Origin of the sequence: Pseudomonas sp. 51_B, from assembly GCF_017491595.1 — a bacterium.
GTDB classification, from domain to species: domain Bacteria; phylum Pseudomonadota; class Gammaproteobacteria; order Pseudomonadales; family Pseudomonadaceae; genus Aquipseudomonas; species Aquipseudomonas promysalinigenes.
Genome location: NZ_JAFGYW010000006.1, coordinates 68,705 through 81,516 on the forward strand (window position 1 = coordinate 68,705; position 12,812 = coordinate 81,516).

Below are 12,812 nucleotides of genomic sequence, written 5' to 3' on the forward strand. Positions count from 1 at the left end.
AGTGGGTTTAGCCGCGAGGACTGTGATCGAACACAGGCGCATTCGCGGGTAGCCCACTAAGGTTGCTCCACCGAGTACGAGGTCGTCGTTGATCAGCTTTTCTTAGGTTTCAGGTATTTCATCAGCCCTTGAAACCACATCACCAGCGCCGGATTGCCCTTGATCTGGATGTTCTTGTCTTGAATGCCCTGCATGAACGCGAGCTGTTTGTTACCGGCCTGCATAGTGGCAAAGCCGTAGGCTGCGTCCTTGAAGGCGATGGCGAAGGCTGGCTGGGGGTAGCTGCCACCCTTGCTGCTGATACGCTCGCCGCTGACGATGAAGTGCCGCGCTACTTTGCCGTCCAGCGTCTGCATCTGGAATACCAGGTCCTTGCCCTTGAGTTGCTGCTGAAACGCTGGGTTGTTGCGGCTGGCCCTGGCCATCAACAGCCCCATGGCCCAGAGAAGAAAGCGAAACTTCATCAACGCGCCTCGATTCAAAAATGACTGAAGCGCGCAGTCTATCCTTTTCCTGGACCAATTATGCAATTTCGAAACAATCAGCCCTGAGAACGCATGACGGGCGCCGTTGGGCGCCCGTCTGGTCAACGCACGGTCAGCCGCAAGTCACTTTTTCTTGGCAGGCTTGGCAGGCTTGGCGGGGGCATTAACGCTGTCGCGCAGGTTTTTTCCAGGCTTGAAGGCAACGGTATTACTGGCCTTGATCTTCACCGGTTCACCGGTTTGCGGGTTCTTGCCAGTGCGGGCGCCACGGTGACGTTTTTCAAAAGTACCGAAACCGACAAGGGTGACCGTGTCCTTGTCTAAGGCACCGGTAATGCTGTCGAGAATGGCGTTCAGCACCTGGTTGGCCTTTTCCTTGGTCAGGTCGGCTTTTTCAGCAATGACAGCGGCGAGTTCTGGTTTACGCATAGTGAAGCCTCTTTGACGGAATTTCTTGTTGTTATGCCGTGCTGCCATTGGAGCAGCGTTCAAGGCACCGCAGGCTCTAATCTGCGGCAGACGCAACTGAGAATGGCATGCCGGCCAAGGCCGCGCCAGTATCGGGGCGGCCATTGTGCTGGGATCAACAGGATAAATCCGACAGAACGCCCGTCATTCACGCCATCACGGGAGGCAGCAACCGATTCAGCGCGAGTTTTTCCATGACTGCGCTGCCGGTCAGGGCGTAGCCGAGCAATTCGCCGTCAGGGGCGCGGCAGAGCACTTTCAGGTCGCTGCCCTGCCCTTCGACCAGCCAATTCCCATCACGCCCCGCAGGCGGTGGCGACACCACCAAGGGGCAAGCTGGAGTCTTCACGGTTATTGGCATAGGCCCATAGGCGACCGCCGTCGGGTTACCGGCAAGGGTTTGGGCCAAAGCGCGGGCGCAGGCCATCAATGGCATGACGTACAGCAAGTTGATGCCGTCCACTTCAGCGCAGTCGCCGAGGGCGAAGATATTGCTGTGCGAGGTGCGCAGCTCGCGGTCCACCACCACGCCACGGTTGGTCTGAAGGCCCGCTGCTGCGGCAAGGTCGATGCGTGGGCGTAGGCCAATGGCCGAAACCACCAAGTCGCAAGGGATCAACTGCCCGTCGGACAAATGCGCCTGCAAGTTGTCGCCAGCCTGCTCCAGACGGTTGAGCACCGACCCCAGGTGAAAGCGCACGCCCAAGCCCTGCAAACCGGCCTGCACGGCCGAAGCAGCAGCCGGATGAAGCAAGGTCGGCATGATTTGCTCGCAAGGTGCTACCACGTCCACCTCGAAGCCACCCAAGCGCATGTCGTTGGCAAATTCGCAGCCAATCAGGCCCGCACCGAGGATCAGCACACGCTGCCTGCCCTTGGCGGCGGCACGAAAGCGTGCGTAATCCTCCAGGTCATTGATCGGGAACACGCGATCGCCAGCCTCGCCTGCAATCGGCACCTGCACGGTCTGGGCTCCCCAGGCCAACACCAGATCTCGATAGACGATGGACTCTTCACCAACCCAAACGCGCTTATGACCCGGATCGATCCCGCTGATACGGGTATGAGTGCGGACTTCGGCTTTCAGTTGCTCGGCCATGGCCCCAGGCTCGGCCATGCACAGGCCATCGGCGTCCTTTTGCTTGGCGAAGCCTGTGGAAAGCATGGGTTTGGAATAGGAGCGACCATCGTCGGCGGTAATCAGCAGCAACGGCGTGTCGCCATCGAGCTTGCGAAATTCACGGGCCAGGTTGTAGCCGGCCAGTCCGGTACCGATGATTACCACGGGGGACGTCATGGCGCAGTTTCCTTTCTCAGCCGATGGAGATCATTTCGAAATCGCTTTTGCCCACACCGCAGTCAGGGCACAACCAGTCTGCCGGCACGTCCTCCCAGCGGGTGCCCGCCGGGATGCCGTCGTCTGGCCAACCCTCGGCTTCGTCATAGATCAGGCCACAGACGATACATTGCCACTTTTTCATCAGGTTTTTCCTCGGTGTAGAGAAGGTTTTGTTGTAGGCCGGCATTATGCAAGCAGTCAGGGCAATCATGCTAAGCTCGCCGCCTCTCTGGCTGTCATCAAGCATACCGACGTGTCGTACGAATCCCCGCAAGCAGCCGCTGTCGCGTGGCTGGCGTATTCACAGCTGGCCACTGACATCGACCGGCCAACCCTGGACTGGCTGTTCGACGAAGGCTCCTTGACTCGCCGTCTGATCCGGCTTTCCCTGGACCACTTCAGTGTCACCCCCCTGTTCGAAGGCTGGCAACCGCTGCGCGAAGACGAATGCCTGGCCCTGAACATCGCCCCAGGCGCCGAAGGGTGGGTGCGCGAGGTGTTTCTGCGCGGGCATGGCCAGCCGTGGGTGTTCGCCCGCAGCGTGGCCAGCCGCAGCGCCCTGGAAAGCGGTGGCCTGGACCTGGAAACGCTGGGTAGCCGTTCACTGGGCGAGATACTCTTCTGCGATCAGGCGTTCATCCGCCATCCCATCGAGGTGTGCCGCTACCCACATACCTGGCTGCCAGCCGATGTCCGGCAAGAGGGGTTATGGGGTCGCCGCTCACGCTTCGCACGTGACGGCCTGGAGCTGCTGGTGGCCGAGGTGTTTCTGCCTGCCCTGTGGCAAGCGGCCGAGGAGGAAAACCGCTGATGTACCTGCACTTGCTCAAATCACTCAACCGCCTGCATCCAAGGGCCTGGGACTTCGTCCAGCTTAGCCGCATGGACCGGCCGATCGGTATCTACCTGCTGTTGTGGCCGACCCTGACTGCGGTATGGATCGCCGGGCAAGGCTCGCCCACCCTGAGCAACGTGCTGATATTCGGCCTGGGCGTGGTGCTGATGCGCGCTGCCGGTTGCTGCATCAACGATTTCGCCGACCGCAAGGTCGATGGCCATGTGAAGCGCACCGCCGATCGCCCGCTTGCCAGTGGCCGGGTCAAGCCGCGCGAGGCATTGGCTCTGTTCGCGATTCTGGTGGGTGTGAGTTTTCTGCTGGTGCTGTGCACCAATAGCCGCACCGTGTGGCTGTCCTTCGGCGCCGTGGCCCTTGCCTTTAGTTACCCGTTCATGAAGCGCTACACCTACTACCCCCAGGTAGTGCTGGGTGCGGCCTACTCGTGGGGCATCCCCATGGCCTTCACCGCAGCCGGAGGCGAGTTGCCGGCCAGTGCCTGGCTGTTGTACATCGCCAACTTGCTGTGGACCGTGGGCTACGACACTTACTATGCCATGGTCGACCGCGACGACGACCTGAAGATCGGGGTGAAGTCGACCGCAATCCTGTTCGGCGACGCGGATCGCACGATCATCCTGACCTTGCAGCTTTTATCATTGGGCTGCTTGCTGCTGGCCGGCAGCCGCTTCGAGCTCGGTGGTTGGTTCCACCTGGGCTTGCTCGGCGCAGCGGCGTGCTTTGCATGGGAGTACCGATCGACGCGCAAGCGGGACCGGGAGTCATGCTTCAAGGCATTTCTGCACAATCATTGGGCGGGGTTGCTGGTGTTCATCGGGGTGGTGCTGGATTACGCACTACGCTAGCTACCCAGATTCGCGGCTAACGCTGCTACAGGGTTGAGGTCATCTGAAAGCTTGCGCATGCTTCCCAGAGCAGCTCTAGCCGCCCACACCGGCGCAGCCGATGCGGTGCACCGCATTGCGTACTTCGCGGCTAAAGCCGTCTCTCAGGGCTGAGGCGGGGTTAAGCGGTGCTCTCAGGGCTTGGCAACGTGCCAGACGTCCTTCATGCCATCACCGGTCATGTCTCCGGCTTTCTTGTCCTTTACGAAGGTATAGAGCGGTTTGCCGTCGTAGGCCCATTGCATCTTGCCGTCGTCACGCCTGATCTGCGTCCATTTGCCTTCGGCCTTCTCGTCCATCCCGGCCATCAGGGGAGGCCAGTTCATCGCGCAGTCGCCATTGCACATCGACTTGCCGTCGGCATCTTTGGCGAAGGTGTACAAGGTCATGCCTTTGTGGTCGACCAACATGCCGTCTTTCTCCATGGCAGGTTGGGCAGACGCCACCCCCGGCAATGCGATTGCAGCGAAAAGGGCCATCCAGCTCAGCGTATGTCGTGTCATTGGAATCACCGTGAATTCGGGGGGTAGAGTGCAGCCTGTTTACCGCCTTGGCGGCCCTGTGAAGCCTAGCGCAGTCATGCAATGTCGCCAGAACGGCCAACGCCCTGTCACACAGCTGCAATAATTCCGTTATCTAATGCGGGCCAAGACACGAATCCTGGGAGAGGTTTTAAGCATGGTTGGCAGAAACATTCTGATCGTCGACGACGAAGCGCCTATTCGCGAGATGATCGCCGTTGCATTGGAAATGGCCGGCTATGACTGCCTTGAGGCGGAAAACTCCCAGCAGGCCCACGCGATTATCGTCGACCGCAAGCCTGACCTGATCCTGCTCGACTGGATGCTGCCCGGCACGTCTGGCATCGAACTGGCACGCCGCCTCAAGCGCGACGAGCTCACCGGTGACATCCCGATCATCATGCTCACTGCCAAGGGCGAGGAAGACAACAAGATCCAGGGCCTGGAAGTGGGTGCCGACGACTACATCACCAAACCATTCTCCCCACGGGAGCTGGTTGCTCGGCTCAAGGCCGTGCTGCGGCGCACCGGCCCAAGCGACAGTGAAGCGCCGATCGAAGTCGGTGGCCTGCTGCTCGACCCGATCAGCCACCGCGTGACCATCGACGGCAAGCCGGCCGAGATGGGCCCGACCGAATATCGCTTGCTGCAGTTCTTCATGACTCACCAGGAGCGTGCCTACACCCGTGGCCAGCTGCTGGATCAAGTGTGGGGCGGTAATGTGTATGTCGAGGAGCGCACCGTCGACGTACATATCCGTCGCCTGCGCAAGGCGTTGGGTGAGGCTTACGAAAATCTGGTACAAACCGTCCGGGGCACTGGCTACCGCTTCTCGACCAAAAGCTGATCGAGCCTACCAGCACCAAGCCGCAAGCCGCTGTACAAGGACCGTCAATTGAACCAGAACTGGCACGCCACCCTGATTCGCCACCTGCTGCTGCTGATCAGCGTCTGCCTGATCGGTGGCCTGGTCAGCGGCTATTACGGCTGGAGCCTGGCCATTGGCCTGGCACTCTACCTGGGTTGGACCCTCAAGCAGCTGTTGCGCCTGCATGACTGGCTACGCAATCACCAACCCGACGAGGCACCACCGGATGGTTACGGGCTTTGGGGCGAGGTGTTCGACAGCATCTACCACCTGCAACGCCGCGACCAGCGGGTGCGCGGGCGCTTGCAGGCGGTGATCGACCGGGTGCAGGAGTCCACTGCCGCCCTGCGCGACGCGGTGATCATGCTCGACAGCGATGGCAACCTGGAGTGGTGGAACCGCGCAGCAGAGACGCTGCTCGGCTTCAAGACCCCCCAGGATGGTGGCCAGCCGGTGACCAACCTGGTACGCCACCCGCGTTTCAAGGAATACTTCGAGGCAGAGAATTACGCCGAACCGCTGGAAATCCCCTCCCCGATCAATGACCGCATGCGCGTGCAGCTACATATCACCCGTTACGGCAACAATGAGCATCTGATGCTGGTGCGCGACGTCACCCGTATTCACCAGCTCGAACAAATGCGCAAGGATTTCGTCGCCAACGTATCCCACGAACTGCGCACACCGCTGACGGTGATTACCGGTTACCTGGAAACCCTGCTGGATAACGTCGAAGATGTGAATCCGCGCTGGGCCAGGGCATTGCAGCAGATGTCCCAGCAGGGCTCACGCATGCAGACCCTGCTCAACGACCTTCTGTTGCTGGCAAAGTTGGAAGCCACCGATTACCCGTCGGACAACCAGCCGGTGGCGGTCGACGCACTGCTCACCGCGATCAAGCACGATGCCCAAGCGCTGTCTGGCCCACGCAATCAGAAAATCACCCTTGAGGCGGCACCAGGCTTGCGTTTGAAAGGTAGCGAGTCAGAGCTGCGCAGCGCCTTCTCCAACTTGGTGTTCAACGCGGTCAAGTACACCCAGGACGAAGGCAGCATTCGCATTCGCTGGTGGGGCGACGATCAGGGCGCGCACCTTTCGGTGCAGGACTCTGGGGTGGGTATCGACGCCAAGCACCTGCCGCGCCTGACTGAACGCTTCTACCGGGTCGACTCCAGCCGCGCATCCAATACCGGCGGGACCGGGCTTGGGCTGGCGATCGTCAAACACGTGCTGATGCGCCATCGAGGCAAACTGGAAATCAGCAGCGTTCCGGGCCATGGCAGCACATTCACCTGCCATTTTTCTACGGCTCAGTTGGCCAGCCGCGAAAGTTGAAGCGTTGAGCCGATCTGGCAGCCCTTTGCTTTTAGAGCCCCAGCGGCTACATTGAACCCCCTGTGCCAGCAAGAGCTGGCACTTTTTTTCTCCCCATTGCTAAGACGGACCCCGTAAAAACTCCATCATGGACCCTTCCCCTGGTTTCAGCCTCGCCTCGTTATTCGCCGATTTCGGCATGATTTTCTTTGCCTTCCTGCTGGTACTGCTCAACGGCTTCTTCGTTGCTGCCGAGTTCGCCATGGTCAAACTGCGCGCTACCCGCGTGGAGTCCATCGCTGAACTGCATGGCTGGCGCGGCAGCATTCTGCGCAAAGTCCACAACCAGCTCGACGCCTACCTCTCGGCCTGCCAGCTAGGCATCACCCTGGCCTCGCTGGGCCTGGGCTGGGTCGGTGAACCCGCTTTCGCCCACCTGCTCGAGCCATTGCTAGCCTACCTGGGCGTGGACAGCGCCGAAGTGGTCAAGGCGGTGTCGTTCTTCGTCGCGTTCTTCGTTATTTCGTACCTGCACATCGTGGTCGGCGAGCTGGCGCCCAAGTCGTGGGCCATCCGCAAGCCCGAACTGCTGTCGCTGTGGACGGCGGTGCCGCTGTACCTGTTCTACTGGGCCATGTACCCGGCCATCTACCTGCTCAACGCCAGCGCCAATACCATCCTGCGCATCGCAGGCCAAGGTGAGCCCGGCCCGCACCACGAGCACCACTACAGCCGTGAAGAGCTCAAGCTGATCCTGCATTCCAGCCGTGGCCAGGACCCAAGCGACCAAGGCATGCGGGTGCTCGCCTCTGCCGTGGAAATGGGCGAACTGGAAGTGGTGGACTGGGCCAATTCCCGTGAGGACATGGTCATCATCGACGCCCATGCGCCGCTCAAAGAGATCCTCGCCCTGGTGCGCCGGCACAAGTTCAGCCGCTACCCGGTGTACGACGCCGCGCGTGAGGAGTTCACGGGTTTGCTGCATATCAAGGACCTGCTGCTTGAGCTTGCCGAGCTCGAACACCTGCCCGAAACCATCGACCTTGAAGACCTGGCCCGCCCGCTGGAGCGCGTATCACGTCATATGCCGCTGTCGCAGTTGCTGGAGCAGTTCCGCAAGGGCGGCGCGCACTTCGTGCTGGTGGAGGAAGCCGACGGCAAGGTGATCGGCTACCTGACCATGGAAGACGTGCTGGAAGTGCTGGTGGGCGACATTCAGGACGAACACCGCAAGACCGAACGCGGCATCCTCGCCTATCAGCCAGGCAAGTTGCTGGTGCGCGGCGATACGCCACTGTTCAAGGTCGAGCGCCTGCTCGGTGTCGACCTTGACCACATCGAGGCGGAAACCCTCGCCGGCCTGGTCTACGAGACCCTCAAGCGCGTGCCTGAGGAAGAGGAAGCGCTGGAGGTCGAAGGCCTGCGCATCATCATCAAGAAGATGAAAGGGCCCAAGATTGTCCTGGCCAAGGTGCTTAAGCTGGATTGACTTGCGGGGCCGCTCGATGGCCCCGCTGGTTTATTCGTATCACTGCGCAGGTTTGCTGTGTCTGCGGGAGGTCAGGTCCAGACCAACCGCTCGCATCACAGCCAACATCGTCTTGAGCGTAGGGTTACCTTTCTCCGAGAACGACCGATACAGATGCTCCCGGGAAACCCCCGCCTCAGTGGCAATAGTGGTCATACCCTTAGCGCGGGCCACTACACCGAGGGCCTGCGCAATATACGCCGCGTCACCCGTCTCAAACGCATCCTCCATGAATATGGCAATGGACTCTGCATCGGTCAGCGCTTCGGCTGGGTCGTAATCATAAAACTGTTCTTTCATTCATCATCACTCCACTGGCTGGCCAGTGATTTCGCTGTCTCGATATCTCGCGACTGGCTGCTCTTGTCCCCACCACATAACAACAGTACCAACTGATTACCGCGTTGCTGATAATAGATACGGTAACCGGGTCCGTGATGGATACGCAGTTCGCTGATACCTTGACCCACTGGCTGGACATCACCAAGCAAACCATGCGCCAGGCGAAAAACGCGTGCAGCAATTATTGCCCTAGCCTGCTTGTCCCGTAGCTTGCGCTCCCAATTCCTGTAGGTGGCTGTCTGCTTGATACTCTTCATGGGCAATTTGTAGCTTATAAATCACACTCTAGCAAGATTACTCACGGGTTTCCGGCCGTGAAGTCCGGCAACCCGCCAAGTGGACGGTCGAATTGAAACGGTATCGACTCCAGCGCCAGCCCCACATTGCGTTGCACCACGAAATGTAGGTGGGGGCCGGTGCTATTGCCGGTATTGCCAGACTTGGCCAGGGCCTGCCCGACCACGACCTGCTGCCCTTCATGCACTTTCACCGACCCTTGCATCAGGTGCAGGTAGACGCCCATGGTGCCGTCAGGGTGCAAGATGCGCACAAAATTGCCCCCTGGATTGGTCCCCCGGCCACTCTGGCCATTCTCCACCTTCACCACCATGCCGCCGCGCGCGGCAATGATTGGCGTGCCTTCGGGCATGGCAATGTCCATGGCGTAGCGGCTTTTCGGCCCGAAGTGGCTAAAGCGGCCGTTAGGCCCCTGTGTCAGGCGAAAAGGCCCACCCTTCCAGGGGAACGGGTAGCGGTAGGCCAGTGAACGCGGGGCCGGGTCGCCCATGGCGTACTGAAAGCGGGTGGCATACTGCAGTTGGCCGCCAGGCGCTGCCAGCACAGAACTGAGCACCTTGCTCGAACGTGGCCCTACCACCATGCGGACATGGCGCGGCTGGTTGCCGCCGAAGGCGTTGTTCAGTTTGTCGATGTACAGCTCCACCTGCATGGGCACGTACGACTCGTTACGCACCATGAAACGCACCCCGCCGGGGAAGGTTTCGGCCTGCAGGCGCAGCTTGCCCTCGATCTGGTCGAGGATCGGCTCGCCAAGTTCGAAGGTTTTGGCGCCAGGGCTGTAGCGCTCGGAATATGACACCACACCGGCATCATCGACGCTCTTGTAGACCGTCACACCCAAGCTCGACGCCGAGGCCGACAGCAAGGCACACAACAACAGCAAGCGGGCGGCGGCTGGCATGATAGTGGCTTTTTGACAGTGACTATCTGTCGAAGACTAGCAGCGCCATTGCACGGCAGTCGTGCAACTGGTCGGAACGCCCCTTTGGAGCGGCGTTGCCGCTCCAACAGCAGGTCAGGCGCCGGGGGTGAAATGCTTCTGCTGGGTGCCGCGGGCGATCAGCCGCGAGAGGTAGTCGAGCTTCTGCGCATCCTGGTCGACGAACTTGAAGGTCAACTGCAGCCAATCACTCTCAGGCTTGGGCTCCAAGGCCGCGATGGCGTGCAGATAGCCGTTCAAGCGAGCCACTTCGGCGTTTTCACCCTGTTCCAGGTCAAGTACCGCACCCTCGAGCACCTGTGGCAGCGCTGCACTACGGCGCACCACCAACAACGCCTCCTTGAGGCTCAATGCTTTGATCACGCAAGACTGAGTGCCACTGGACAGACGCAGTTGGCCCTGCCCACGCCCGGTTTGAGCCGCGGCTGCTGCGGTCTGCGGCTTGGGCGGGTTGAGCAATGGCTTTGCCGGCGCCGCTGCGGGCGCCGCCATCCTGGCGGCTTCCGGCTTGCCGCTGGTCAACGCATTGAGCGAATCGTTGGCGAATGCAGAATTCACCCGTGCCGGCCCACCAGCAATCAAGCTTTCCAACTTGCCGATCTTGGTCAGGGCTTTTTTCACCTTGGTCAGCAACTGCTCGTTGGTGAACGGCTTGCCGACGAAGTCGGAAACACCTGCCTGAATGGCCTGAATCACGTTCTCCTTGTCACCACGGCTGGTAACCATGATGAACTGCAAATCCTTCATCTGCGGCTGTTGACGGCACCAGGTCAGCAGCTCCAGGCCGGACATTTCTGGCATCTCCCAATCGCACAGCACCAGGTCGAACGACTCCTTGCCGAGCATGGCCATGGCCTTGCGACCATTGACCGCATCTTCGATGACCATGCCAGGGAAGGCATTGCGCAAGCACTTTCTGACCAGGTCACGAATGAACGGTGCGTCGTCCACGACCAGCACATTGACTTTACTCATCGATACTCCTCTTGAACCCGACTAGCCTACCGCGCAATGGTGGCCACTTGCCAACTCTTGGTCACGCCGGGACTTCTTCGCATCGTTCGCGGGTGCCTGCCGTTTTGCTCTGCCAGCAACGAAAACGCCCGGCACAGGCCGGGCGTCGATGCTCACGAGCAACTTTATTTATCGTCAGCTTTGCCCAGAACATTAGCGTTTTCACCCGCTTCACCTGCGTTACCTTCGACCTCTGCCTTCATGCGCTTAAGGCCCATATGGCGCACGTCGGTGCCGCGTACCAGGTAGATCACCAGCTCGGAGATGTTGCGCGCATGGTCGCCGATCCGCTCCAGCGAGCGCAGCACCCAGATCACACTCAGCACACGGGAGATAGAACGAGGGTCTTCCATCATGTAGGTGACCAACTCACGCAGCGCGGTCTTGTACTCACGGTCGATGGTCTTGTCGTACTGGGCCACCGCCAGCGCAAGGTCGGCGTCGAAGCGAGCGAAGGCATCCAAGGCATCGCGCACCATGTTGCGTACCTGGTCGCCAATGTGTCGCACCTCAACGTAGCCACGGGGCGACTCGCCTTCCTCACACAGTTGGATAGCGCGGCGGGCGATCTTGGTCGACTCGTCACCAATGCGCTCGAGGTCGATCACCGACTTGGAGATGCTGATGATCAGCCGCAGGTCGGAGGCCGCAGGCTGGCGACGGGCAAGGATGCGCAGGCACTCTTCATCGATGTTGCGCTCCATCTGGTTGATCTGTTCATCGACTTCTCGCACCTGCTGGGCCAGGCCCGAGTCCGCCTCGATCAGCGCGGTAACGGCATCGTTCACCTGCTTTTCGACCAGGCCACCCATGGCCAGCAGGTGGCTGCGCACCTCTTCCAGTTCGGCGTTGAACTGCTGGGAAATATGGTGCGTCAGGCTTTCTTTGTTGATCATCGTTTCGCTCCGCGAAGCAGCTGCAAGCTTCAAGTGGTTCGTATCGGGCCCCGTCGGAGCAGCTCACCTGCGATCGCCGGCAAAGCCGGTGTCAGGCCGCCTGCTTGGTAAGTGAATCCGCTCCAACAGATGCCACGTAGTCATCTGGACTGAATCAGCCGTAACGACCGGTAATGTAGTCCTCGGTCTGCTTTTTCGCAGGGTTGGTGAACAACGTGTCGGTGTCTCCGAATTCGATCAGCTTGCCCATGTACATGAACGCTGTGTAGTCCGAAACCCGGGCCGCCTGCTGCATGTTGTGGGTCACGATGACGATGGTGTATTTGGCTTTGAGCTCGTAGATCAGCTCTTCGACTTTGAGCGTCGAGATCGGGTCCAGGGCCGAGCAGGGTTCGTCGAGCAGCAGCACTTCTGGCTCCACGGCGATGGTACGAGCAATCACCAGGCGCTGCTGCTGGCCACCGGACAAGCCCAGGGCAGACTCATGCAGGCGATCCTTGACCTCGTCCCACAGTGCAGCGCCCTTCAATGCCCACTCCACGGCTTCATCGAGCACACGCTTTTTGTTGATGCCCTGGATGCGCAGGCCGTAGACCACGTTCTCGTAGATGCTCTTGGGGAATGGGTTGGGCTTCTGGAACACCATGCCGACTCTGCGACGCAACTCAGCCACGTCTTCGCCCTTGCGATAGATGTTGTTGCCGTACAAATTGATCGCGCCTTCCACGCGGCAACCGTCGACCAGGTCGTTCATGCGGTTGAAGGTACGCAGCAAGGTCGACTTGCCGCAGCCGGACGGGCCGATGAAGGCGGTCACGCGCTGCTTGGGGATGTTCATCTGCACATCGAACAGGGCTTGTTTGTCGCCATAGAACAGGCTCAGGCCGGGGACTTCGATGGCCACGGTTTCTTCGGCCAGGCGCAGGCTCTGCTTGTCGCGGCCCAGGGCAGACATATCGATGCCGTGGGTATGGGATTCTTGCTGCATGGTCAACTCCATACGCTATCAATTCGTTTCACAGGGCCGCCTGGCTAGCAGGCGGCACGCTTGCACATC

General features: G+C 60.2%; 16 protein-coding genes. 5 read left to right on the top strand and 11 right to left on the bottom strand.

The features are described from left to right. Positions 1–92: 92 nt before the first annotated feature. The 4 genes from J5M56_RS09690 to J5M56_RS09705 form a co-directional block, all read right to left on the bottom strand. The gene (locus tag J5M56_RS09690; protein ID WP_060477245.1) at positions 93–464 is read right to left on the bottom strand and encodes a hypothetical protein; all 372 of its coding nucleotides are present in this window, start codon (positions 462–464) and stop codon (positions 93–95) included. 144 nt (positions 465–608) lie between these two features. Beyond that, positions 609–914: an HU family DNA-binding protein gene (locus J5M56_RS09695; RefSeq protein ID WP_060477246.1), complete on the bottom strand. Its 306-nt coding sequence runs from the start codon at positions 912–914 to the stop codon at positions 609–611. A 187-nt stretch (positions 915–1,101) separates the two neighbouring features. Next, positions 1,102–2,250: an FAD-dependent oxidoreductase gene (locus J5M56_RS09700; RefSeq protein ID WP_207936622.1), complete on the bottom strand. Its 1,149-nt coding sequence runs from the start codon at positions 2,248–2,250 to the stop codon at positions 1,102–1,104. 16 nt (positions 2,251–2,266) lie between these two features. Then, positions 2,267–2,434, bottom strand: coding sequence for a rubredoxin (locus tag J5M56_RS09705; protein ID WP_060477248.1), 168 nt, complete (start codon positions 2,432–2,434; stop codon positions 2,267–2,269). Between the two features lie 111 nt (positions 2,435–2,545). Here J5M56_RS09705 and J5M56_RS09710 point away from each other — a divergent pair, with 111 nt between their 5' ends. Both J5M56_RS09710 and ubiA read left to right on the top strand, forming a co-directional pair. Further along, positions 2,546–3,103, top strand: a complete 558-nt coding sequence (locus J5M56_RS09710) for a chorismate lyase (protein ID WP_207936624.1) — start codon at positions 2,546–2,548, stop codon at positions 3,101–3,103. Next, positions 3,103–3,993, top strand: coding sequence for a 4-hydroxybenzoate octaprenyltransferase (ubiA, locus tag J5M56_RS09715; RefSeq protein ID WP_186476159.1), 891 nt, complete (start codon positions 3,103–3,105; stop codon positions 3,991–3,993). Before J5M56_RS09710 ends, ubiA begins: the two co-directional genes overlap by 1 nt. Positions 3,994–4,166: 173 nt before the next feature. Here the strand turns inward: ubiA and J5M56_RS09720 are convergent, their stop codons facing one another. After that, positions 4,167–4,535 carry a hypothetical protein gene (locus J5M56_RS09720; RefSeq protein ID WP_207936626.1) on the bottom strand — a complete coding sequence of 123 codons (369 nt, stop codon included), beginning with the start codon at positions 4,533–4,535 and terminating at the stop codon, positions 4,167–4,169. Positions 4,536–4,710: 175 nt separating this feature from the next. Between J5M56_RS09720 and phoB the strand changes: the two genes are divergently transcribed. From phoB to J5M56_RS09735, 3 genes are all read left to right on the top strand, one after another. Then, the gene (gene phoB / locus J5M56_RS09725; protein ID WP_003253341.1) at positions 4,711–5,400 is read left to right on the top strand and encodes a phosphate regulon transcriptional regulator PhoB; all 690 of its coding nucleotides are present in this window, start codon (positions 4,711–4,713) and stop codon (positions 5,398–5,400) included. A 48-nt stretch (positions 5,401–5,448) separates the two neighbouring features. After that, entirely contained in the window at positions 5,449–6,756 is a 1,308-nt protein-coding gene (gene phoR / locus J5M56_RS09730; RefSeq protein ID WP_060477252.1) for a phosphate regulon sensor histidine kinase PhoR, read from the top strand. Between the two features lie 127 nt (positions 6,757–6,883). Then, complete coding sequence (locus J5M56_RS09735) at positions 6,884–8,224, top strand: hemolysin family protein (RefSeq protein WP_207936628.1); 1,341 nt, start codon at positions 6,884–6,886, stop codon at positions 8,222–8,224. Positions 8,225–8,263: 39 nt separating this feature from the next. Here J5M56_RS09735 and J5M56_RS09740 read toward each other — a convergent pair whose 3' ends face one another. From J5M56_RS09740 to pstB, 6 genes are all read right to left on the bottom strand, one after another. Beyond that, complete coding sequence (locus tag J5M56_RS09740; protein WP_060477254.1) at positions 8,264–8,563, bottom strand: addiction module antidote protein; 300 nt, start codon at positions 8,561–8,563, stop codon at positions 8,264–8,266. Next, on the bottom strand, positions 8,560–8,862 hold the full coding sequence (locus tag J5M56_RS09745; protein ID WP_186476156.1) for a type II toxin-antitoxin system RelE/ParE family toxin: 303 nt from the start codon (positions 8,860–8,862) through the stop codon (positions 8,560–8,562). The genes J5M56_RS09740 and J5M56_RS09745 overlap by 4 nt, the downstream gene beginning before the upstream one ends. A 41-nt stretch (positions 8,863–8,903) precedes the next feature. Then, positions 8,904–9,806, bottom strand: coding sequence for a M23 family metallopeptidase (locus tag J5M56_RS09750; RefSeq protein WP_207936630.1), 903 nt, complete (start codon positions 9,804–9,806; stop codon positions 8,904–8,906). Positions 9,807–9,920: 114 nt separating this feature from the next. Beyond that, on the bottom strand, positions 9,921–10,820 hold the full coding sequence (locus J5M56_RS09755) for a response regulator (RefSeq protein WP_207936632.1): 900 nt from the start codon (positions 10,818–10,820) through the stop codon (positions 9,921–9,923). A 164-nt stretch (positions 10,821–10,984) separates the two neighbouring features. Continuing rightward, positions 10,985–11,755 carry a phosphate signaling complex protein PhoU gene (gene phoU / locus J5M56_RS09760; RefSeq protein ID WP_207936634.1) on the bottom strand — a complete coding sequence of 257 codons (771 nt, stop codon included), beginning with the start codon at positions 11,753–11,755 and terminating at the stop codon, positions 10,985–10,987. A gap of 154 nt (positions 11,756–11,909) precedes the next feature. Beyond that, the gene (gene pstB, locus J5M56_RS09765; protein WP_207936636.1) at positions 11,910–12,743 is read right to left on the bottom strand and encodes a phosphate ABC transporter ATP-binding protein PstB; all 834 of its coding nucleotides are present in this window, start codon (positions 12,741–12,743) and stop codon (positions 11,910–11,912) included. Positions 12,744–12,812: the final 69 nt, after the last annotated feature.